Annotated in this window: 20 protein-coding genes and 1 pseudogene; 8 read left to right on the top strand and 13 right to left on the bottom strand. The window is 60.3% G+C overall.

The window, feature by feature from the left end; all coding sequences use genetic code 11:
* The first annotated feature begins 30 nt into the window (after positions 1–30).
* Positions 31–1,230, top strand: a complete 1,200-nt coding sequence (locus AB3G88_RS19770) for an MFS transporter (RefSeq protein ID WP_160385062.1) — start codon at positions 31–33, stop codon at positions 1,228–1,230.
* Positions 1,231–1,381: 151 nt separating this feature from the next.
* A complete protein-coding gene (locus AB3G88_RS19765) occupies positions 1,382–1,933 on the top strand; it encodes a glutathione peroxidase (RefSeq protein ID WP_099584087.1) in 552 nt (183 codons plus the stop codon).
* Positions 1,934–1,998: 65 nt separating this feature from the next.
* On the opposite strand, the gene AB3G88_RS19760 is transcribed toward AB3G88_RS19765, so the two are convergent.
* The 4 genes from AB3G88_RS19760 to AB3G88_RS19745 all read right to left on the bottom strand — a co-directional run bounded on the left by AB3G88_RS19760 (position 1,999) and on the right by AB3G88_RS19745 (position 5,161).
* Positions 1,999–3,276 carry an OmpP1/FadL family transporter gene (locus tag AB3G88_RS19760; protein WP_112196383.1) on the bottom strand — a complete coding sequence of 426 codons (1,278 nt, stop codon included), beginning with the start codon at positions 3,274–3,276 and terminating at the stop codon, positions 1,999–2,001.
* Positions 3,277–3,422: 146 nt separating this feature from the next.
* Positions 3,423–3,905: a hypothetical protein gene (locus AB3G88_RS19755; protein ID WP_099584089.1), complete on the bottom strand. Its 483-nt coding sequence runs from the start codon at positions 3,903–3,905 to the stop codon at positions 3,423–3,425.
* Between the two features lie 281 nt (positions 3,906–4,186).
* Positions 4,187–4,411: a hypothetical protein gene (locus tag AB3G88_RS19750; RefSeq protein WP_003175353.1), complete on the bottom strand. Its 225-nt coding sequence runs from the start codon at positions 4,409–4,411 to the stop codon at positions 4,187–4,189.
* Positions 4,412–4,855: 444 nt separating this feature from the next.
* Positions 4,856–5,161 (bottom strand): hypothetical protein, encoded by a 306-nt coding sequence (locus AB3G88_RS19745; RefSeq protein WP_099584090.1) that lies wholly within the window; start codon positions 5,159–5,161, stop codon positions 4,856–4,858.
* A 457-nt stretch (positions 5,162–5,618) separates the two neighbouring features.
* On the opposite strand from AB3G88_RS19745, the gene AB3G88_RS19740 reads away from it, so the two are divergent.
* The gene (locus AB3G88_RS19740) at positions 5,619–5,942 is read left to right on the top strand and encodes an SEL1-like repeat protein (RefSeq protein WP_191946587.1); all 324 of its coding nucleotides are present in this window, start codon (positions 5,619–5,621) and stop codon (positions 5,940–5,942) included.
* A 61-nt stretch (positions 5,943–6,003) separates the two neighbouring features.
* Entirely contained in the window at positions 6,004–7,482 is a 1,479-nt protein-coding gene (locus AB3G88_RS19735) for a DNA recombination protein RmuC (RefSeq protein ID WP_480454457.1), read from the top strand.
* Between the two features lie 62 nt (positions 7,483–7,544).
* Here the strand turns inward: AB3G88_RS19735 and AB3G88_RS19730 are convergent, their stop codons facing one another.
* The 3 genes from AB3G88_RS19730 to AB3G88_RS19720 form a co-directional block, all read right to left on the bottom strand.
* Positions 7,545–11,015 (bottom strand): hybrid sensor histidine kinase/response regulator, encoded by a 3,471-nt coding sequence (locus AB3G88_RS19730; protein ID WP_099584093.1) that lies wholly within the window; start codon positions 11,013–11,015, stop codon positions 7,545–7,547.
* Between the two features lie 120 nt (positions 11,016–11,135).
* Entirely contained in the window at positions 11,136–11,519 is a 384-nt protein-coding gene (locus AB3G88_RS19725) for a YbaN family protein (protein WP_099584094.1), read from the bottom strand.
* Positions 11,520–11,539: 20 nt separating this feature from the next.
* Entirely contained in the window at positions 11,540–12,127 is a 588-nt protein-coding gene (locus tag AB3G88_RS19720; RefSeq protein WP_112196381.1) for a UPF0149 family protein, read from the bottom strand.
* Between the two features lie 279 nt (positions 12,128–12,406).
* Between AB3G88_RS19720 and recQ the strand changes: the two genes are divergently transcribed.
* Both recQ and AB3G88_RS19710 read left to right on the top strand, forming a co-directional pair.
* Positions 12,407–14,533, top strand: a complete 2,127-nt coding sequence (gene recQ, locus AB3G88_RS19715; RefSeq protein ID WP_480451275.1) for a DNA helicase RecQ — start codon at positions 12,407–12,409, stop codon at positions 14,531–14,533.
* 121 nt (positions 14,534–14,654) lie between these two features.
* Positions 14,655–15,089, top strand: a complete 435-nt coding sequence (locus AB3G88_RS19710; protein WP_028617350.1) for a MarR family transcriptional regulator — start codon at positions 14,655–14,657, stop codon at positions 15,087–15,089.
* A gap of 103 nt (positions 15,090–15,192) precedes the next feature.
* On the opposite strand, the gene AB3G88_RS19705 is transcribed toward AB3G88_RS19710, so the two are convergent.
* Positions 15,193–17,382 (bottom strand): patatin-like phospholipase family protein, encoded by a 2,190-nt coding sequence (locus AB3G88_RS19705; protein WP_099584097.1) that lies wholly within the window; start codon positions 17,380–17,382, stop codon positions 15,193–15,195.
* 84 nt (positions 17,383–17,466) lie between these two features.
* Here AB3G88_RS19705 and AB3G88_RS19700 point away from each other — a divergent pair, with 84 nt between their 5' ends.
* Entirely contained in the window at positions 17,467–17,754 is a 288-nt protein-coding gene (locus AB3G88_RS19700) for an Rdx family protein (RefSeq protein WP_099584163.1), read from the top strand.
* 39 nt (positions 17,755–17,793) lie between these two features.
* Here the strand turns inward: AB3G88_RS19700 and AB3G88_RS19695 are convergent, their stop codons facing one another.
* The 3 genes and pseudogenes from AB3G88_RS19695 to AB3G88_RS19685 form a co-directional block, all read right to left on the bottom strand.
* Complete coding sequence (locus tag AB3G88_RS19695) at positions 17,794–18,075, bottom strand: hypothetical protein (protein WP_099584098.1); 282 nt, start codon at positions 18,073–18,075, stop codon at positions 17,794–17,796.
* Positions 18,076–18,207: 132 nt separating this feature from the next.
* A complete protein-coding gene (locus AB3G88_RS19690; protein ID WP_099584099.1) occupies positions 18,208–19,092 on the bottom strand; it encodes a DMT family transporter in 885 nt (294 codons plus the stop codon).
* Positions 19,093–19,238: 146 nt separating this feature from the next.
* Positions 19,239–19,379, bottom strand: a pseudogene (locus AB3G88_RS19685) (cupin domain-containing protein); the annotation flags it as partial.
* 75 nt (positions 19,380–19,454) lie between these two features.
* On the opposite strand from AB3G88_RS19685, the gene AB3G88_RS19680 reads away from it, so the two are divergent.
* The gene (locus AB3G88_RS19680) at positions 19,455–20,264 is read left to right on the top strand and encodes a UDP-2,3-diacylglucosamine diphosphatase (RefSeq protein WP_099584100.1); all 810 of its coding nucleotides are present in this window, start codon (positions 19,455–19,457) and stop codon (positions 20,262–20,264) included.
* Positions 20,265–21,075: 811 nt separating this feature from the next.
* On the opposite strand, the gene AB3G88_RS19675 is transcribed toward AB3G88_RS19680, so the two are convergent.
* Positions 21,076–22,269, bottom strand: a complete 1,194-nt coding sequence (locus AB3G88_RS19675; protein WP_480451271.1) for an amino acid aminotransferase — start codon at positions 22,267–22,269, stop codon at positions 21,076–21,078.
* Positions 22,269–22,625: a 4a-hydroxytetrahydrobiopterin dehydratase gene (locus AB3G88_RS19670; RefSeq protein WP_158876892.1), complete on the bottom strand. Its 357-nt coding sequence runs from the start codon at positions 22,623–22,625 to the stop codon at positions 22,269–22,271. Before AB3G88_RS19670 ends, AB3G88_RS19675 begins: the two co-directional genes overlap by 1 nt.
* Positions 22,626–22,668 lie beyond the last annotated feature (43 nt).

Here is a 22,668-nt window from a genome sequence, read left to right as displayed (position 1 = left end):
CCCGCGAGCGGAGAATAAGAAATGACCTCGATGTGGCGCACCAGTGGTTGGATCCTTGTAGGGAGTGCGCTGATCCTGGCGTTGTCGCTGGGCGTTCGACACGGGTTCGGCCTGTTCCTGGCGCCGATGAGCAGCGAATTCGGTTGGGGCCGAGGCACCTTCGCCTTGGCAATCGCGCTGCAAAACCTGATCTGGGGCCTGGCGCAGCCATTTGCCGGCGCGTTGGCCGACCGTTTCGGCGCGACCAAAGTGGTCTTTGTCGGCGGGGTACTGTACGCCGTGGGCCTCGTGTTGATGGGCTTGTCCGATTCCGCGTGGTCGCTTTCGCTGAGCGCTGGCCTGCTGATTGGTATCGGTCTGTCCGGCACCTCGTTTTCGGTGATTCTGGGCGTCGTCGGGCGTGCCGTGGCGCCGGAAAAACGCAGCATGGCCATGGGCATCGCCAGTGCCGCCGGTTCGTTCGGCCAGTTCGCGATGGTGCCTGGCACCTTGGGCTTGATCAGTTGGCTGGGCTGGTCGGCGGCGCTGCTTGCGTTGGGCCTGATGGTCGCGTTGATCCTGCCGCTGGTCAGCATGCTCAAGGACCGGCCGCTGCCGGTGCTGGCCGGGCAACAAACCCTGCGCGAGGCCTTGCACGAAGCCTGCGGACATTCCGGATTCTGGTTGCTGGCCTTTGGCTTTTTCGTCTGTGGTTTCCAGGTGGTGTTTATCGGTGTGCACCTGCCGGCCTATCTGGTCGATCAGCACTTGCCGGCCAGCACGGGCACCACGGTGCTGGCGTTGATTGGCCTGTTCAATATCGTCGGCACCTACACCGCCGGTTGGTTGGGTGGGCGCATGTCCAAGCCGCGCTTGCTGACCGGGTTGTACCTGCTGCGCGCGTTGGTGATTGTGCTGTTCCTGTGGGCGCCGGTGACGCAAATCAGCGCCTATCTGTTCGGCATGGCGATGGGCTTATTGTGGTTGTCCACCGTGCCGCTGACCAACGGCACCGTAGCCACCTTGTTTGGTGTGCGAAATCTTTCGATGCTCGGTGGGATCGTGTTCCTGTTCCATCAGATCGGTTCGTTCCTCGGCGGCTGGTTGGGCGGGGTGGTCTATGATCGAACCGGTAACTACGATGTGATCTGGCAGGGTGCCATTGTGTTGAGCCTGCTCGCAGCCGCCCTCAATTGGCCGGTTCGCGAGCGGCCGGTGGCGCGTTTGCAGGCGCAAATGGAGGCGGCATGAGCCTGACAGCACGGGGTTTATTGATCACTGCGGGGCTGATCCTGCTGATACTGGCATGGTGGGGCTGGCAACGCGGTGGGCTGGCATTGATGCAACTGGGTATGTCGATCTGTTAAGTTCGATCCCTGAACTCTAGAAAGGACGTTTCGACATGCAGATGCGCTGGCTGGCTGTACCTGTGCTGATGGCGGCTTTTGGTGGTGTGGCGTTGGCTGCCGATTGCCCGCCTTTGCTTGAAGGCCAATTGCCCAAACTGCGCGCCAAGGAGTCCATCGACCTGTGTCAGCGTTTTGCCGGTAAACCTCTGGTCATCGTCAATACCGCGAGTTTCTGTGGGTTCGCGCCGCAGTTCAAAGGTCTCGAAGCCTTGTATCAGCGCTACAAGGATCAAGGGTTGGAAGTGATCGGCGTGCCGTCCGATGACTTCAAGCAGGAAGCCAAGACCGGCGAGGAGACCGCCAAGGTCTGCTACGTGAACTACGGGGTAACCTTCACCATGACGGAACCGCAGAAGGTCAAGGGGCCGGACGCGGTGAATCTGTTCAAGGTGTTGGCGCAGCAAAGCAATGCGCCGAAGTGGAATTTCTACAAGTATGTGGTGGATCGCCAGGGTAAGGTGATCGGCGATTTTTCCAGCCTGACCAAGCCGGACAGCCCGGAGCTGATCAAGGCCGTTGAGGCGGCGATAGCGTCCAAGCCCTGAACGTCGGTCACTAAAAAGCCCCGCCTCCTGTGCAGGAGAGCGGGGCTTTTTTACACCTGTCTGAATTAGAAGGTGTAGGTCATGCCCAGGCCGAAACCGTTGGCACTGTTTTCGTATTTGGCGCTGTAGTTGAACGGCGCAGACGTGTTATTGACCTTGACGTCTTCTTCCTTGAGGTAGGAGTAAGCCAAGTCTACCGTCATGTTATCCATCACTTTGTAGCCCAGGCCAACACTGAAGATTGTACGGTCGCCGGTAGGAATACGTGGCGAGCGATCTTTGTTATTGGTGGGCGACTGATCGAAGGTCAGGCCGGTACGCAGTACAACCTGCTTGGTCAACTGGTACGAAGTACCCACGGCGTAAGCCCAGGTGTCGTGCCAGTTCTGCTCTTCGGTGATGCTGCTGATACGGGTTGGGGCCAAGGCACCACCGTTTGCCGCAGTCACACCCTCGTTGTTGACGGTGATCTCTTTCAGACGGCTCCAGCGTGTCCAGGTCGCACCGCCGTACAGTTTCCAGGCATCGGTCAGGTCTTGAGTGACCGACAGATCGTATGATTCCGGCGTTTCGATTTTCAACGAGGCGTCGTAACGGTTGTTTCTCAGGAAGCCCTGGGTCAAAGGAGGGCCGGACACCTCGGTGTGGCCTTCAAGCTTGTACTTGACCTTGGAGTGGTAGGTCAGGCCCACGCGGGTGGTGTCGGTGGCCTGGACCAAAACACCTACGTTGAAGCCGATCGCAGTGTCGTCGCCTTTGATTTTGACGTTGGTGTCGGGCTGCGTGAGGCTCAGGGTCTTGTCCGACTCCAGCACACCGGAAATCCGGTTGATGGTAGGGCCAAAACCGATAGATACCCTGTCGTTGAACGCATAGCTGACAGTTGGCTGGAAGGTCATGACCTTCACTTCGCTCTTGCTGCCGAAACCACGGCCCTGGAAGCCGTTTTCATAGTCGGTCACCAGGCCGAATGGTGCATACACACCAAAGCCGATGGCCCACTGATCGTTGAGTTTGTTGGTGTAGAAGCCGAACGGCACCGCGGTGAACGGAACCATGTCGCCTTTGTTGGAGCCGCCTGGAAGGCCATTCGCATCTTTGATATTGGTCGATGCATCAATCGCCGCAACACCGCCCGTGATCTGCTGGCCATTAAGGCGAGACATACCGGCAGGGTTACCGTAAACAGTGCTTGCATCATCGGCAGAAGAAGAGCGACCTGCGAAACCCGTACCCATCCCGCTGACGCTCTGTTCGTTCAATGCGAAACCGCTCGCGAACAGTTGGGAGGATGCCATGGCAACGGCGAGGCTAAGTGTGGTCTTGAGCATTACTTTTTTCATTATTAGAACTCCGTGGTGATCACCGCTGCGGAAAGTACCAATAAAATTAACGTCGCGCTATAGGCTGTAATGTAGGAGATAGAGCGGTTTTGTAGGACAATCCGACCAGAATTCAGCGTTTTTGGCGAATCTTGCAAATTGCCCGGTCAGCAAACCGCGTGATTCATGGGTGAAACACAGGTTTGCCAGGTTTGAGTGAAATCGCGCAGCCTTCCTTGCGGATGAAATATTTCTTTCCAGATACGTGCCATGGCTAAAACATCACCGGCCGCCGGCAGTGCGGGGCTGTGTTGTTCTACCAGGAGCCAGGCGATTGCCGTGGCGTAACGCAGGTTGACGGTGAGCTCCAACTGGGGCGCGCTGAGGAACGCATGTTGGCTGGCCAAACCGCGTACCAGGCTGGCACGTTCCGGATCGAGCGCCAGATAGGTGTCCCACAAGGCGCGATGGCGGGGTTCGGTGATGCTGTACAGGCCGTGGCCGCGTCGATCGTGCAAGGCTGAACCCAATTCCGACTGGCTGGCCGCAATACCTAGCAGCAGGGACTCAGCCGTAGGACTTTCCCGGCCGAGGTACATCAACGTTGGCCGGATTACATAACGACACAATTCACTGGCAGCGATACCCATACAAGCCTCAATCCGTGAAAGTGGTGGGCGAGGCCTGAGAAGGAGGGGGCTTGGCAGCAGTGGATCGGATCTCAGGCTCGCCGCAAGCGGATCATGCCGCTTGAGTTGAAGTGTAGTGTCATATTCGTGATGTAAAGGACTGTTTTTAAAACATCTTATTCATCCAGTTATAACGTTTATATCGATTTGAACTTAGTGAATCTCCGTAAAACTCAAATCGCGGGCAATAAAAAACCCTGTGTTTTAAACAGGGTTTTTTGTGTTTCAGCGACTCGGGTCGATCAGGCAACCAGTGCCTGACGGGTACGCTCGATCACGGCCTGCAGCGGTTCTGCGCTGGAGTATTGATCGGGGTACAGGCGTTCGCTGTGACGAGCGATGCCGTGTTCGTTGACCAGGGTGAAGCTGAAGCAGCCTTTGCGAGCGGCCATGATCAGGCAGTTCATTGGAGCAAAAGCATTGGTGAGGGTGCGAATGGCATCCTGAGTATGGATTTGAGCGTTCATATTATTGGTGTTCCTACAAATGACACGGATTAAGAACCGTGCAACGTTAAAACGTTCCAGTAACGTTGATCACCATTGATCAAACGAAGAACCCGACTGGAACAAAGCAGCCAGTTTGAAGCGCTAATAAGTTAGGCGCGCTTGGGCTGGCAGGTAGGTACTTAGGAGGGCAGGCAACACAACAGGGGCAAAGGTTCTGGGCCCAGGGTGAAGATCCTGATCAATTTGCAGGTTGGTTCGGTCAGAGTATGGAAACTTCGCAACACCCTTTGCTTGTTCAAAGGCAGTGTCGTCGCAAGTGATACCTGGAAACCATCGAGGTGGTCGATCCCGTGTTGTTCAGGGGAGTTGTTCGACCAGAATTGACTTTCAGCTTGGTACTAACGCCGCAGATAGTAACGGATTGAAACAGGTAAGGGAAGTGTGTTAGCCAAAAAACTTCAATCAGCTGCCCAGTAGGCTGCGGTAGACCAATACGGTGACGGCCGCCGCCATCGAGCAGCCCAGCCCATAGGCGGCAAGGGTCAGACGCAGTGATTGGCCGGTCTCGACCGCCTTCATCACATCGGCCATATCGTTGATGCGGCCTTCACCCAACTCGATGCACAGGCTTACGGCCGTGAAAGCGGCCGACAGCAGGATAGCGATGGCAAACAGCGCCCCATCCGGGGATGGCAGCGCGACATTGATCCCCAATGAGATGGCGCAGATGGCCAGTAACCACACGGCGAATAACAGAATTCCTTTCATCGACCTACCCAGCGTTGCGTTGCCCGTCGGGCAGTGTGGCGAGCCGGTATGGATTTGAAAAGTCCCCGTTTTGCGGCGGCGGTAACATTTTTGAAGTCAGTCGCTTCAAAAAAAGCCGGGGATATAACCATCGGATCGGTACTTGTGCACATTAGTTGCGAGGTGTGTAACCTAGCTGTCAACTGCGTCGCCGGGCCGGCATTTGCCTGCAATGGAAATTTAAGTCAATGAAAAATCTGGCTTTTTTTTATTGGTGAAAAAATCGTCAGTTTGACTGCGAGCCCCGTTCCATGGGCCTTTGCGCGAGTTAAAGGTGGGTTGTCCACTGAGTTATCCACAGCTTCTGTGGATTGTCCCGAGCGCTTGCTCTAGAACGGGCGTGCACGGTTTTTTCAGCTTTACCTGTACGAAAAAAAGAGTAGAGTGGCGCGCCTTCTGTTCTGCCCCACAGTGCTTTATGAAGTTTCGCTCAGTATCAACTCCTGTTACCGATACCCCACAGACTGTTACCGCACCCAAGCGCTTCTCCTTGAAGATCGCCCTGTGGTTGCTCGACAGCCCGCGCCTGGGACACAGCAACAACGTCAAACATTTCGCCGGGCGCTTGCTCAAGCAGCCGGCCCGTGAAGGCGTGGTCGCCGCGCAGAGTCGCCTCGGCCAATTGATGTGCCGTGAGTGCGGCAACGCCCGCGACCGCCGCATCGGCCACGACCTGCTGCGCCTGGCAGCCCGTGCCGGTGACCGTCGCGCCCAACGCGAACTGGGCCAGGTCGAAGACTGAGCTGTCTTCGCGCCCTATGCTTGGTTAACCTTGCTCTTTTTCGGTGATGGCAGAAATGGCTATGGCTTTTGACTGGACCAGTATCGCCTTGGGCGTTGCTGGCGCTGCAGTGCCTTTATTGGCCGTGTGCTGGCAGATCCAGCGGCGGTTGAGCGCGCGCACCACCGGCTGGGAACTGCTCGAAGAGCGCCTGGCCACCGCGCAACTGGCGCAGGAGGGGCTCGCCGTCCAACTGGATGCCAGTCGCGATGAAATCAGCGACCTGAGCCAAGCCAACGCCGCCAAGCAAGCCGACCTTGCCGCCGTGCGCCGTGAAGTCGAGCTGTTGCAGATCGACCGTGACAACGCCCGCGACGCCGCCCACGCCTGGAACCTCGACCGCAGCGCGAAGGACACCGAATTGCGCCGCCTCGACGCCCTGGCGGCCGGCTTGCGCGCTGAACTGCGCGAGCAGCAGGACAGCCATCAACAGCGCCTCACTGACCTGCAAGGCTCGCGGGATGAGCTTCGCGCACAGTTCGCCGAGTTGGCCGGCAAAATCTTCGACGAACGTGAACAGCGTTTTGCCGAAACCAGTCAGGAACGCCTGGGCCAGCTGCTCGACCCGTTGAAAGAGCGCATCCAGTCCTTTGAAAAGCGCGTGGAAGAGAGCTATCAGAACGAGGCCCGTGAGCGTTTTTCCTTGGCGAAGGAGCTTGAGCGCCTACAGCAACTGAACCTGCGCCTGTCAGACGAAGCCACCAACCTCACCCGCGCCCTCAAGGGCCAGAAAACCCAGGGCAACTGGGGCGAACTGATCCTTGAGCGGGTGTTGGAACATGCAGGCCTCGAAAAGGGCCGCGAATACCAGACCCAGGTCAGCCTCAAAGGGCCGGACGGCGAGCGCTTCCAGCCGGATGTGCTGATCATGTTGCCCGGCGACAAGCAGGTGGTGGTGGACTCCAAGGTCAGCCTGACGGCTTATCAGCAGTACGTCGCGGCCGATGATGAAGTGATCGGCCAGGCGGCACTGAAGCAGCACGTACTGTCGCTGCGCAATCACGTCAAAGGCTTGGCCGGCAAGGATTACAAACGCCTGGAAGGTTTGCACAGCCTGGACTTTGTGTTGCTGTTCGTGCCGATCGAAGCGGCGTTTTCCGCCGCATTGCAGGCCGAGCCGAATCTGTTTCAGGAGGCCTTCGACCGCCATATCGTGATCGTCAGCCCCACCACATTGCTCGCTACGCTGCGGGTGATCGACAGCTTGTGGAAGCAGGAACGCCAAAGCCAGAACGCCCGTGAAATCGCCGAGCGTGCGGGTTGGCTGTATGACAAGTTTGTGCTGTTTATTCAGGATCTGGACGAAGTGGGCAACCGTCTGCAGCAGTTGGATAAGGCTTACAGCGCGGCGCGAAACAAGCTGACAGATGGGCGCGGAAATCTGGTCAGTCGTACCGAGCAATTGCGGTTGCTCGGCGCTCGCGCGAGTAAAAGCCTGCCGGCCGATCTGTTGGAGCGGGCGATGACCGATTCAGATGGAGTAGCGCACGTCCCCGAGTAAACGCAGATCGAAGTGTGGGAAGGAGCAAGCCCCCTCCCACATTTTGGTTGAGTACACACAGCCTATAAGGGCAAATGCCGACTCAACAACGCCCGTAACGCCGCAGGCTTCACCGGCTTGGCGAGGTAATCCAACCCCGCCGCATGCACCTCGGCCAGCATCTCCGGGCGGCCATCGGCACTGATGACCACGCCGGGAATCGGCTCCGCCAATTGCGCGCGCAGCCAACCCATCAATTGCGTACCGGTCTCGCCATGGTCCAGGTGGTAATCCACCAGCGCCAGTTGCGGCCGCACCCCTTCAGCCAACAATGCCGCGCATTGCGCCTGGTCGGTGGCGGTCCACACCTCGCAGCCCCAGCGCGTCAGCAGGCTGCGCATGCCGATCAGGATGCTCTCTTCATTATCCACGCACAGCACCTGCGCGCCGCTCAAGGGTTGGCCGTTTTCCGCTGTCGGCTTGGGCTGCGGGCTGGCCTGGTTGCGCGCCAGCGGCACGCGCACGCTGAATACGCTGCCTTTGCCTGGCCACGAGCGCACGCTCAGGCGATGGCCCAGCACGCGGCACAGGCCGTCGGCGATTGCCAGACCCAGGCCCAGGCCTTTTTCGGCGCGGGTCTGGTGGCTGTCCAGACGCTTGAATTCTTCGAAGATCACCTTCTGTTTATCCTGCGGAATGCCGGGGCCTCTGTCCCACACTTCCAGGCACAACCCACCCTTGCGCCGGCGTACGCCAAGCAGCACCGGGCCATCGGCATAACGGAAAGCGTTGGTCAGGAAATTCTGCAGGATCCGTCGCAGCAGCTTGATGTCGCTGTCGACCCGCAGGCGACTGCCGCGCAGGCGGAAACGCAAACCCTGCTCCTGGGCCAGCGCCTTGAATTCCGCGCCCAGGGTGTCGAAGAGTTCGTTGAGCACAAAGGGCTGGCGCTGTGGGTTGATCTTGCCGTTTTCCAGGCGCGAGATATCCAGCAGGTCGCTGATCAGGTCTTCAGCCGAGCGCAGCGAGCTGTCCAGGTGTTGCACCAGTTGCCGGGCTTCAGTGGACAGGCCGTCGTTCTGGTGGGAGAGGGCGGCGGAAAACAGGCGTGCGGCGTTCAAGGGTTGCATCAGGTCATGACTGACGGCCGCGAGAAAGCGTGTCTTCGACTGGCTGGCGGATTCGGCCACGCCTTTGGCATCGGTGAGCGCCACATTCAGCTGCGACAGTTCATGGGTGCGCTCGGTCACCCGCTGCTCCAGGCCTTCGTTGGCTTCAGTGAGGGCCTGCTCGGCTTCGCGGAACGCGGTGATGTCGGTGAAACTCATGACAAACCCACCGCCGGGCATCGGGTTGCCGATCAGCTCGATCACCCGTCCATTCGGGAACAAGCGCTCGGAGGTGTGCGCGCGGCCCTGGCGCATCCAGTGCAGGCGTCGCGCCACATGCACTTCAGCCTCGCCGGGGCCACACAGGCCGCGCTCGGCGTTGTAGCGGATGATGTCGGCGATAGGCCGGCCCACGCTGATCAACCCGTCGGGGTAGTTGAACAGTTCCAGGTAGCGCCGGTTCCAGGCTACCAGCTTGAGCGACTGGTCGACCACGCTGATGCCCTGGGTGATGTTCTCGATGGCGCCCTGCAGCAGCGCACGGTTGAACTGCAGGACTTCCGACGCTTCATCGGCGATGCGTACTACGTCCTCCAGTTGCATTTCCCGCCCTTCAATCGCAGCTTTTACTACCGCGCGAGTCGAAGAGGCACCGAGCACACCGGCCAGCAGGCGCTCGGTATGGGCGATCCAGTCGTTATCGGCATTCTGATTGGGGTTAAAGCCTTTGCCCTGGCGATAGGCGAAGCGGATAAAACTTTGCTGTGCCCGTTCTTCACCGACAAAACGCGCCGCCAGGCTAAGCAGGTCGCTGATCTGTACCGACAGCATCGAACGGGCGTTGGCACGCTGGCTGATCTCTTGACCGATAAAACGCCCGGCTTGCCAGTGCTCCGACACCCGCGTGCGCGACAGCATCGACACCCACACAAACAAGGTGAAGTTGCCCGCCAGGGAGAACACGGTGCCCAGGGTGAGGGGCGTGACGGACAACCCCAGTGGGTGGGAATGCATCCACGTAAGGCCGGGGAAAAGGCTGAGGGACCAGCCCAGGCTTTTCGCCGTTACGGGCAGGACCAAGGTGTAGAACCACAGGAATGTGCCCGCCGCCAATCCGGCAAACACACCGCGCCGGTTGGCCTGTTTCCAATACAGCGCGCCGAGCATGGCCGGGGCGAGCTGGGTCACGGCGGCAAACGCGATTTGACCGATAGTCGCCAGGCTCGCCGTAGAACCCAGCAAACGGTAGCTCACGTAAGCCAGCAGTAGAATGATCACAATGCTGACCCGGCGCACCGAGAGCATCCAGTGGCGGAACACCTCGAACGGCCGCTCGGCGCTGGAGCGGCGCAACAGCCACGGTAGCAACATGTCGTTGGAAACCATGGTCGACAAGGCAATGCTCGCTACAATCACCATGCCGGTGGCCGCCGAGGCGCCGCCGATAAATGCCAGCACCGCCAGCGCCGGATGGGCTTCGGCCATGGGCAGACTGATCACATAGGAATCCGGCAACACCGAGCCCGGCAGCAGCATTTTGCCGCCGAGGGCGATGGGGATCACGAACAGCGCAGCAAGGATCAGATACGCCGGGAATACCCATTTGGCGACGCGCAAATCCTGTGGGTCGATGTTCTCGACGACGGTCACATGAAACTGTCGCGGCAAGCAGATGATTGCCATCATCGCCACGCCGGTCTGCACCACCATCGACGGCCAGTTGACGGTTTCCTTCCAGTACTCCTCCAGGCGTGGCGCGAGCATTGCCTGGCTGAACAGGTCGCCGAAACCGTCATAGAGGCCGTAGGTCACAAACGCGCCCACTGCGAGAAACGCGAATAGCTTGACCAGGGATTCAAACGCAATCGCCAGCACCATGCCACGGTGGTGCTCTGTGGCGTCGAGGTTGCGCGTGCCAAACACAATGGTGAACAGCGCCAACACCAGCGACACGATCAGCGCCGTGTCCTGGGCCCGCGTTCCGGTGGTGTCGGCGCCAGCGCCGATCAGCAGGTTCACCCCCAGCACGATGCCTTTGAGTTGCAGGGCGATGTAGGGCAGTACGCCGACCAGGCAAATCAACGCGACCACCACGGCCAGGGACTGGGACTTGCCGTAGCGTGCGGCGATAAAGTCTGCGATGGAGGTGATGTTTTCCTGCTTGCTGATCAGAATCATCTTCTGCAGCACCCAGGGTGCCAACACCAGCAACAACACCGGTCCGAGGTAGATCGGTAAAAACGCCCACAGCTGCTCGGCGGCCTGGCCTACGGCGCCGAAGAAGGTCCAACTGGTGCAATACACCGCGAGCGACAGGCTGTACACCCAGGCGCGCACACGCGGCGGCAAAGGCGCACGGCGGCGGTCACCGTAGAAGGCGATGGCAAACATAATGGCCATATAGGCCAGGGCAACGGCGGCGATCAGCCCGCTGGACAGCGTCATGGTAACTCCGAGTATAGGAACACCCAGGCATTCCAGGCCCGGTTGGACAGTCTCGCATGATGGCTGGGGTTAGTCAGTGTCGACCAAGGTCGTGTGGGATCTAATGTCGCAGGGCGGCGTTTAGCGTGGGGGCAGGGTTTTCTGACGCAGGATGTAGATCGTCACCAATACCGCGCTGGTCAGCATGAACCCGCGTGCCCATGGCAGTGGCACGAGGTAGCAGGACAGGCCGATGCTCAGCCACATCAAGCCGATGGCGTAGACCTTGCCCTTGAGCGGGATGCCGTTGCCGTCCAGATAATCTCGAATCCACGGGCCCAGGCGCGGGTGTTGCACCAGCCAGTGGTAGAAACGTGGGGAGCTTCGGGCGAAGCAGGCGGCGGCGAGCAGGAGAAAGGGCGTGGTCGGCAATACCGGTAGGAAAATGCCGATCACCCCCAGCGCTACGCTCAGCCAGCCGATAGCCAGCAGCACGTAGCGTAGGAGCAGCGAGCGATTGCCCATGGGTGTCACGGGCAAGGGACTCAGTGGTGACGTGGCTTGAGGATCGCCGGTTTTTCGTCAGGGGCGTTGCACAGCAGGTACAGGGCGGTCAGGGCTTCCGGAATCTGGACGATCATGTCGTCCATCAGGTTGGCGTCGGCGGCAATGTCCGAAAATTCAGCTTCTTCTTCAAACAGCCCCGAACCCACCATGATCGGCAGGAGCATTTCGCTGACTTCTTCCTCGGCGGTTTCGAACCAGGCGGCTTCACGCAGGAATACGCCTTCCATGAAGCCGATGCACCAGCCGCGCAGGTCGGAGTCGTCCGGGTCGTCGCCCAGGTCCAGTTCGCAAGGCAGCTCGAACTCTTCATCAGACGCCAGTTGGCGAGCGATGTGGGCCTTGAGGGCCAGCAGGGTGGATTCGATTTCTTCGCGATGGGCGTCGTTTTCGTAATGCGGCTCTTCGGCGAACAGCGCATCGATCCATTCACGGTCGGGAACGACTTCGGAGCAGATCGACAGGGCGGTCAGGTAGCCGTGGGCGGCCACGTAGTCCAGCGCCTCGTCATGCAGCTCATCGGCGTCGAGGAAGGCTTGCAGGCGGGTTAGTTGCTCAGCGAAGGACATTGAAGAATTACCTTGGGAATAAACGATGCTGAATTCTAGGCTTTCTTGCGCGCCCAAGCCAGTCGGCGTGCACATTTGCCAGGTTTTAGAGACGGGCTGCAATTCGTCAGCGGCGCCCTTTGCCGGATGGCGCTCGGGTATACTGCCGCGTTTTGTGATGCCCCTGCAGGCCAAGCGCCAGGTCGAGAAAACTTCGCTTACGGATTATTTTTCGTGAATCCGCGTTTTTTCGACCAGCCTGTACAGAGGGATTTCGGCACTATTTTGTTGGAGTTATACATGCTCGATCAGGCTCAACGCGTCCTCAAGGACATCTTCGGCTACGACAGTTTTCGTGGCCGCCAGGGTGCGATCATTGAGCGCGTGGCCAAGGGTGGTGATGCCCTGGTACTGATGCCTACCGGCGGCGGCAAGTCATTGTGTTTCCAGGTGCCGGCGTTGTTGCGCAACGGGCTGGCCGTGGTGGTATCGCCGCTGATCGCGCTGATGGACGACCAGGTCGCGACCCTGGAAGAGCTCGGCGTCGCCGCGGCTGCCCTGAACTCCACCCTCAGCGCCGAGCAGCAGCGCGACCTGGCCGCACGCATCAAGCGCGGCGAAGTCAAAATGCTCTACCTGGCCCCCGAGCGCCTGGTGCAGCCGCGCATGCTGGCGTTTTTGCAGAGCCTGGACATTGCCCTGTTCGCCATCGACGAAGCCCACTGTGTCTCCCAGTGGGGTCATGATTTCCGCCGCGAGTATTTGCAGCTGGGTCAATTGGCCGAGCTGTTTCCCGACGTTCCGCGCATTGCCCTGACCGCCACGGCCGACAAGCGCACCCGCGAAGAAATCGTTGAACGCCTGCACCTGCAGAATGCCGAGCGTTTCCTGTCGAGCTTTGACCGGCCGAATATTTTCTACCGCATCGTGCCCAAGGAGCAGCCGCGCAAGCAGTTGCTCGCGTTCCTCTCTGAACGACGCAGCGATGCGGGCATCGTCTACTGCCTGTCGCGCAAGAAGGTCGATGAAGTCGCTGCATTTCTCTGTGAACAAGGCTATCCGGCGCTGCCGTATCACGCTGGTTTGCCCAACGAAACCCGCTCTGCTCACCAGAAGCGCTTCCTCAACGAGGAAGGCTTGATCATGGTGGCCACCATCGCGTTCGGCATGGGCATCGATAAATCCAACGTGCGCTTCGTGGCCCACATGGACCTGCCCAAATCCCTTGAGGCGTACTACCAGGAAACTGGCCGCGCCGGCCGTGATGGCCTGCCGGCGGATGCATGGATGGTCTACGGCCTGCAGGACGTGGTGATGCTCAAGCAGATGCTGCAGAACTCCGAAGGCGACGAGCGCCACAAGCGCCTGGAGCAGCACAAGCTCGACGCCATGCTCTCGCTGTGTGAAGAGACCCGCTGCCGCCGCCAGACCCTGCTGGCGTATTTCGACGAAGACATGCCGCAGCCGTGCGGCCACTGTGATAACTGCATGGATGGCGTGCAGACGTGGGACGCCACCGAGCCGGCGCGCCAGGCGCTGTCGACCATCTACCGCACTGGCCAGCGCTACGGCGTGGGCCATCTGGTGGATGTGTTGCTGGGCAAGGACAACGAAAAAGTCCGCAGTTTCGGCCACGAGAAACTCTCGGTCTACGGTGTCGGCAAAGCCCGCGCCGAGGGCGAGTGGCGTTCGCTGTTCCGTCAGATGGTCGCACGCGGCCTGGTGGACATCGATATCGAAGGCTACGGCGGTCTGCGTCTTAACGACAGCTGCCGCCCGCTGCTCAAGGGTGAAGTGAGCCTGGAACTGCGTCGCGACCTCAAGCCGCAAACCACCGTCAAGACCAGCACCAGTCAGGCCAGCCAGCTTGTACGCGGCGAGGAGCGCGAACAGTGGGAAGCCCTGCGTACCCTGCGGCGCAAGCTCGCCCAGGAACACAGCGTGCCGCCGTACGTTATTTTCCCCGATTCCACCTTGCTGGAAATGCTGCGCGAGCAGCCCACCACCATGGCCGAGATGGCGCGGGTCAGCGGTGTTGGTGCGCGCAAGCTGGAGCGCTACGGCCAGGCGTTCCTCGAAGTGCTCGGCGGCCAGGCCGAAGCGCCGAAGGAAATCGCCGATATCCGCCACGAACTCATCAGCCTGGCACGTGCCGGCATGACCCCGATCCAGATCGCCGGCCAGTTGCAATGCTCGGAGAAGAACGTCTACACCTTGCTCGCTGAATCGATCGGCAAGCAGCAGCTGTCCTTGGAGCAGGCCCTTGATTTACCGGAAGATTTGCTCGGTGAAATCCAGGACGCATTCCTCGACGGAGAAGGCGAATTGCCACCCGTTGCTGAGATCGCACCCCTGTTTGCCGGACGTGTGCCTGAGGGCGTTTTGTACTGCGTGCGGGCCGCTTTGCAGTCTGAATTCGAAATTTAGTGTGTCAATTACGACAACGTAACGATTCAGTACATAGCAACTCTTGCCTAGTGGCGGGGCTCATGCTTAGCTGGCTAATAATTAGCCACACTTTATTTTCAGTCTAACCCATGAGTTTTTTATGCCGTTAACCGATCAACACCGCTTTGGCATGCAACTGGCGCAAATGTCCCGAGGTTGGCGCGCCGAGCTCGACCGCCGTTTGGCGGGGCTGGGCTTGTCCCAGGCGCGCTGGCTGGTGCTGCTGCACCTGGCCCGTTTCGAAGAGGCGCCCACCCAGCGCGAGCTGGCGCAAAGCGTTGGTGTAGAAGGGCCGACCCTGGCGCGCTTGCTCGACAGCCTTGAAGGCCAGGGCCTGGTGCAACGCCAGGCGGTGGTGGAAGACCGACGCGCCAAACGCATCCTGCTGTGTGACACCGCACGGCCGTTGATCGAACAGATTGAAACCATTGCCACCGCGCTGCGCCACGAGTTGTTCGTGGGCGTGGATGAAGCGGATTTGAGCGTGTGCATGCGCGTGCATGGGCACATTCTGGCGAATCTGGAAAAGTCCTGATCTAAACGCTGATTATGCCCGGCTGGCTTGCTGTGGTTAGCGGGCCTGTTGTGGTGAGCGGGCTAACCACAATTAAGCGCTTCAACACGGGTTCGGCGTAGCGTCAGAACGTCTGCCCCAGGTTCAGGTACACCGCCTTCTGATTATCGTCGTTGAACCCATAGCTGAAATTCAGTGGCCCCAACGGCGTATCAAACCCCAGGAAAATACTCGCAGCGTTGATATATCCGCTGTCGAACTCATTGTCGTTGTTCCATGCCCGGCCCCGCTCCAGGGATGCGCCCATATACAGCGGGAAATCCAACGGCAAGTAGGAACGCGGCGTCAGTCGGCGGTAGTAGACCGCACGCATCAGGCTGATGTTCTGCCCGGAAATTGCATCCTGGCGGAAGCCCGACAACTGCCGCGCACCGCCCAGCAGGAAGCTGGAAATCACCACATCCGAATCATCCAGGGTGCGCCCGTAGCGACCGCCCAGCACCAGCGTGTCCGGGCCATGGCTCATGGCCTTGTCCAGTTTGAATTCCCACTGTCGATAGCGCTGGTCCGAACCCAGTCCCGGTTCGAACTCGCGGTAGGCCAGGCCGATGTCTTCGCCGGTATGCGGGAAGTACACGTTATCGAGGGAGTCGAAGGAGTACTTCAGCTCATAGAAGCCTTCGCTGAAACTCACGCTCGGCAGGTCGCGGTCGCCGATGCGCACATCCGCCTTGCCCCAGGCCTCGCCGACGCCGAAGCGGATCTCGCCACTGTTACCGATCTGGCGCCCCACGTTCAGGCCGAAACCATAGCGCTCCAGGCGGTATTCGGAGATGGGGTCGTTGTCCAGAATCAGCTCGACGTTCTGCGCCTGGGCGCTGAGGTAGGGCGCGATGAAGTAGCGTGAGCCCGCGTCCATCGGTTGGTAGAACTCGCTGTACAGTTCTTGCCGATCACCGATCTGTACCCGCGTGAGCCATTCAGCGCCGAGGCGGTTGATGCCGTTCATGCGGTAGCTCGCGCCAAGGTTGAAGGCGCTGTCGCCGCGCATATCGTCTGACAGGTTCAAGCCCAGGCGCAGGTAGTCGGTGCCGCTGCGCTTGCCGCGTGCACTGATCACCAGGGTGTTGTCCTGGCCCTTTTTCACCACGCGGTATTGCACCTGCTCGAAGTAATCCAGGCCATACAAGGTGCCCATGTCGGTTTGCAGGCGGCCGAGGTTCAAGGGTTCGCCCAGCGGTTGGCGGATGTAATAGCGGATCACGTCGTCGCTGACTTTCGAGTCGTTTTCCAGCCGGATCGCAGTGATCACCGGGGTGCGCTCGCCCGGCGTACGCGCGGCCGCCAGTTGGGGGTCAACCGGTTCGGCGGGGCGTAAATGGGCCAGGCGCAGATCGAGGGCGCGGGTGGCGCGGTAGCCGGCGTCGATCATGTCCTTGGCGCGGCCAAAGTCGGTCACGCCATAGGCCGCCAGGGGCGGCTGGATCAGCACGTCCTTGGGATTGAGGGCCTTGAGTTGTTCCTCGGAGTTGCGCCGGGTCATCAGGGTGATGGACTGGTTGAGTACGTCCACCACGGTGGCGAGTTGCTTGCGCGAGCGCAGCGGGGTGCCGATGTCGACCACGATGGCGATATCCACGCCCATCTCCCGCGCCACATCCAGCGGGATGTTATCGGTCATGCCGCCATCCACCAGTAGCCGGCCATCCAGCTCGACCGGGGCGAACACTGCCGGAATTGACATACTGGCGCGGATCACCTGGGGCAGATGGCCCTTGCTGAACACCACTTTCTCGCCAGTCGTGATGTCGGTGGCCACGGCGCGGAAGGGGATCGGCAGCTTGTCAAAATTGCGCGTGTTGCTGCTGTGGGCGAACATGCTTTCCAGCAGCAGCGCCAGGTTCTGGCCCTGGATCACGCCGAGCGGAAGGCCGAGGCTGCCGTCATCGCGAAAGCTGAGCTTCTGCTTGACCAGGAAATCCCGGTCATCCTGCTTGCGCCGAAACGGCACGTCTTCACGCGGCGGTGCGTCGGACAACGCCTGCTGCCAGTCGATGCCGAGGGCGAGCTTTTCCAGTTCGTCGATCTTGTAGCCTGAGGCATACAGCCCACCAATCACCGCGCCCATGCTGGTGCCGGCGATGGCGTCGATATGGATGCCCTGTTCCTCCAGGGCCTTGAGCACGCCAATGTGCGCCAGCCCGCGGGCGGCACCGCCGGACAGTACCAGGCCGATTTTCGGGCGGGGCGGCTCTACGGCATCGGCAAGCAGGGGGACGAGGCACAGAAACAGGCAGGACAGCAGGCGGCGCATCAGGAATCTCAGGGCTGGGCGATAAAGGCCCGTATTATAGCCACTCGAACCTCATCCCTCGTCATGCCAGGAACTTGTCAAATGATGTCCGCCAGCAAACCCGAGATCGTGATCACCTATTGCACCCAGTGCCAATGGCTGCTGCGCGCCGCGTGGTTGGCGCAGGAGCTGTTAAGCACCTTTGCCGATGACTTGGGCAAAGTGTCCCTGGAACCGGCAACCGGCGGTGCGTTTCGCATCACCTGCGATGGCGTGCAGATCTGGGAGCGCAAGGCTGACGGCGGTTTCCCTGAGGCCAAGGTGCTCAAGCAGCGCGTGCGCGATCAGATCGACCCGCAGCGTGACCTGGGGCACAACGACCGCACGCCGTGAAGGTCACCGCCATCGGCTGGCGGTGACGGATGGAGGCCGCTACTTGGCGGCCATCTTGCTTTTGATGAAACCCACGATCAACGTCAGCACCAGGCCGCCGACGCCGCCGCCGACAATATTGCTGCCAACCGCCGCCACATCCAGCGCCTCGCCGCCCGAAGTGCCCGTCAGTGCCGCAGCGACTTGGCCCAGTACGAGCCCGCCGATACCGCCCAGCATCGTATTGAGCCCGGTGCCCAGGCTTTGTTTGGTCATGCCGGCCACATTGCCGCCGACGACACCGCTGATGATTTGAACCAGCAAGCTGATAAACATTTCCATGGTGTAACCCCTGCATTGCGTTTAAGGAGTGACCACTCGCTTACAGCAACTGCAGAGCACATCAAGGCTGTTGTCGGGCGGTCAGTTATCCGTTGAACGACTACAGACTGTTGCGGATGTTTAAAGTATAGATCAGGCCGTTGCTGTCGGCTGTTTGGCCTGGCTGGCACTACCCATCAGCCCTGAGAGCACGATGGCGACGATGATCAGCGCGCCTCCCAACAGCATGCGCAGTGTCGGGGTTTCGGCGAACAGCAGCCAGGCCACTGTGATGCCGTAGACCGGCTCCATGGCAAAAACCACGGAGGCGGTACGCGCCTTGATCACCGCGAGGCTGGCGACAAACAGGCTGTGGGCCAGGCCGGTGCAGAACACGCCGAGCAGGCCGATCCACAACCAGTCCAGCGCACGCACATCCGCAAGTCCCGGTGCGGCTACGGGCAGCAGGCACACCGCGACTACCACGTTCTGACACAGTGCAGCCTGTACGGCAGGAATCCGCCCGGAGCTGGCGCGGTTATTCAGCGACAACAACGAGAACAACAGCCCCGAGGCGATGCCCCAGAGCAAACCGCCGGTGGCTTCGCTGGCCAGGTTGAAGTCCGGCGTCACCAGCACCAGGCCGACGGTGACGAGCGCCACCAGCACGACTTCATTGGCGCGAATGCGCTCGCGGAAGATCAGCCCTTCAAGGATCACGGTAAACGCCGGGAACGCGGTGAAGCCAAGGGTGGCGACGGCCACGCCCGCCACCTTGACTGCGATAAAGAAGGTTACCCAATGCGCGGCCAGTAATACGCCGCTGACCAGCAGGCGTTTCCAGTCGCGCAGTTCCAGGGTTTTCCACGGGGCATTGCTGGCGAAGCGCGCAAACACGGCCAGGGCAATGACGGCGAACGCGGCGCGACCGAAGACGATAATGGCCGGCGAGGCGGCCGCCAGCTTGCCGAATACACCGGTAAGGCCAAACATCAATGCGCCGATATGCAAGGCGCCGAGGGCTGAACGGGGAGTCATTGCGATCCTTGAACCAACGGGTTAACAGAATCGCAGTCTAGAGGGTACGGGTGCGGACGTCTGTCGCGCAGCTCGCGATTTTTAGCGTAAGACTCGCCTTATGCCGAGCGCCGCACGCGCCGGGAGAGGCGCCAAACTCGCGCAACGTGGTGGGCAGAAAAGGGCAGCACCATCACGCTGCTTTCGCGCACCTGGCTGCCACGGCCATCGACTTCCAGGTCCAGATGACCGGACAGCCCGAACACCAACTGCGCATGGTCATGGCTGTGGGCGACAGACGCTGTCATCAGACTGACGCACAGCTGTCATGGGCTATTAATCGCCAGGGCGCAAGCTCGCGAAAACAGCGTCGAGGGATGCCCATGACCAGTGCCGAGTTCACCAAACCCAGCCGCAAGCAGCGCGTACGCACCCTGTGGATCTCTGACGTGCACTTGGGCACCCGGGATTGCCAGGCCGAACATTTGTCGCACTTCCTCAAGGGCTACCACGCCGACAAGGTGTATTTGGTGGGCGATATCATCGACGGCTGGAAAATGCGCGGCGGCATGTACTGGCCCCAGGCCCACACCAACGTGATCCGCCGCTTGCTGACCATGGCCAAGCGTGGCACTGAGGTGATCTACGTCACCGGCAACCATGATGAGTTCCTGCGCCGCTATTCCAAACTGATCCTGGGCAATATCCAGTTGGTGGATGAGGCGGTGCACGTGACCGCCGATGGCCGGCATTTACTGGTGATCCACGGTGATCAGTTCGATGTCATCACCCGCTACCACCGCTGGCTCGCCTTCCTCGGCGACTCGGCCTACGAATTTACCCTCACGTTGAACCGCTGGTTGAACCACTGGCGTGCGCGGTACGGCTATGGCTATTGGTCGCTGTCGGCGTACCTGAAGCACAAGGTCAAAACCGCCGTGAGCTTTATCAGTGATTTCGAAGAAGCCATCGCCCATGAAGTGACCAAGCGCGAATTACATGGCGTGGTGTGCGGGCATATTCACCATGCGGAGATTCGCAAGGTCGGCGAGGTGGACTACCTCAACTGCGGGGATTGGGTGGAGTCGTGCACGGCGTTGATCGAACACTGGGATGGGAGCATCGAGTTGTATCGCTTGGCGGATGCACAGGCCAAGGAAGCGCTGCTCAAGGCAGAAATGGTCGCGGGCTAGCGGTCAACGCAGTCTAAATGTGGGAGGGGGCTTGCCCCCGATGGCAGTGGATCAGTCAGCGCATTTGTTGCTGAAAGACTGCTATCGGGGGCAAGCCCCCTCCCACCTTGAGTCCCGGTTTTTTCAGATGCAGACGTCAGCGATGGCTTGGGCCGGCAGCGCCGAGGGTAGAGGTGTACTCGGGCAAAATGTGGGAGGGGGCTTGCCCTAATGCCAGTCAGTTAAGGACGAACACCGTACCTGTGGCGAGGGAGCTTGCTCCCGCTGGGCCGCGAAGCGGCCCCAAAAATGGGACTGCTGCGCAGTCCAACGGGAGCAAGCTCCCTCGCCACAGGTTACTTTTTGCCCTTTTATCTCTTAACTGACCGGCATTAGGGCTTGCCCCCGATGGCAGTGGGTCAGTCAGCGCATTTTTTGCTGAAAGATTGCTATCGGGGGCAAGCCCCCTCCCACCTTGAGTCCCGGTTTTTTTAGATGCAGACGTCGGCGATAGCCTGGGCCGGCAGCGCCGAGGGTAGAGGTGTACTCGGGCAAAATGTGGGAGGGGGCTTGCCCCCGATGGCAGTGGGTCAGTCAGCCCATTTTTTGCTGAAAGATTGCTATCGGGGGCAAGCCCCCTCCCACCTTGATTCCCGGTTTTTTCAGATGCAGACGTCGGCGATAGCTTGGGCCGGCAGCGCCGAGGGCAGAGGTGTACTCGGGCAAAATGTGGGAGGGGGCTTGCCCCGATGGCAGTGGGTCAGTCAGCCCATTTTTTGCTGAAAGATTGCTATCGGGGGCAAGCCCCCTCCCACATAAAGGCCCGGCTTTTTCAGTTGGAGACGTCGGCGATGGCCTGGGCCAGCTGAGCCAATCGCGTCGCGTCCGCCCCGGCCACATTCGCCCGCCCTGAACTGACCATATACACGCTGTGCTTCTCACGCAGTTGCTTGACCTGCTCGGCACTCAAGCCGGTATAGGAAAACATCCCGCGCTGCGCGCCAATGTGCGCAAACCGTTCGGCCAGACCATGGGGGGCCAGCGCCTCGACCAGTCCGGATCGCAACTGGGCGATCCGCGCACGCATGGTTTCGACTTCTTCACTCCAGAGTTTTTTCAGCTCCGCATCACCGAGGATGGTCGCGACCACCGCAGCACCATGATCCGGCGGCGTGGACCACAAGTTACGCGCGATATTCGCCAGTTGGCTGCGCACATCCGTGAGCTTCTCGGCATCTGCCGCACACACGATCAGTGCGCCGACCCGGTCGCTGTACAGGCCGAAGTTCTTCGAACAGGAACTGGTGACCAGCACTTCCGGCAATTCTGCAGCAAACAGTCGCACTGCCCAGGCGTCCTGCGCCAGGCCGTCGCCAAAACCCTGGTAGGCGAAGTCGATCAGCGGCAGCAACTGGCGCTCGCGCACGATCTGCAGCACCTGGCGCCAGTCGTCCTGGGACAGGTCGAAACCGGTCGGGTTGTGGCAGCAGGCATGCAGCAGGACCACGTCGCCCTGGGGCACGGCGGAAAGGGTGGCCAGCATCGCCGCCACATCCAGGCGATTGTCGGCGCCTACATACGGATAGTGACTGACCTTGAGCCCGGCCTTGGCGAAAATGCTCTCGTGGATCGGCCAGGTCGGGTTGCTCAGCCACACACCACGGCCTGGCAGGCTATGGGCGATGAAGTCGGCGCTCAGGCGCAGCGCGCCGGTGCCGCCTGGGGTCTGGGTGGCGCCGGCGCGGCGGTCGCGGATCAGTGTGGAGTCGGCGCCCAGCACCAGTTCGCGGATCAGCGTGCCGAAGCGGGCATCGCCATGGCCGCCGATGTAGGTCTTGGTGGTTTGGGTGTCGACCAGACGCTGCTCGGCGAGCTTCACCGAGTGCAGAATCGGCGTCAGGCCCTGGTCGTCTTTATAGACGCCTACGCCGAGGTCGAACTTGTCTGGGTTGGTGTCCTGGGCATACAGGTCCATCAACCCGAGGATCGGGTCGCCGGGCACGCGGCCAATGGCATCGAAGTGCATTACTTGCGGCCCTCGGCGTCCTTGGCCACTTCGTCGGTGCGCGCGGCCATGATGAAGTCATTGCGGTGCAGGCCCTTGATGGAGTGGCTCCACCAGGTCACGGTGACCTTGCCCCATTCGGTGAGCAGGCCAGGGTGATGGCCTTCGGCTTCGGAGATGGCACCCATGGCATTGGTGAAGGCGAGGGCGAACTTGAAGTTCTTGAACAGGAAAACCTTTTCTAACTGCATGACGCCGTCGCGGACTTCGATGTTCCAGTCGGGGATCTGCTTGATCAGCACCGGCAACTCTTCATCGCTGACTTGCGGGGCATCGGCGCGGCAGGCTTCGCAGTGGGCTTGGTTCAAGGTGGTCATGTGGGATGTCCTGAATTCGAATGAGTGAAGATCAGTGGGCGTT

It is taken from the genome of Pseudomonas arvensis, from assembly GCF_056688935.1.
Note: the sequence above shows the minus strand (reverse complement) of the source record. Positions and strands in the feature narration are given on the sequence as shown.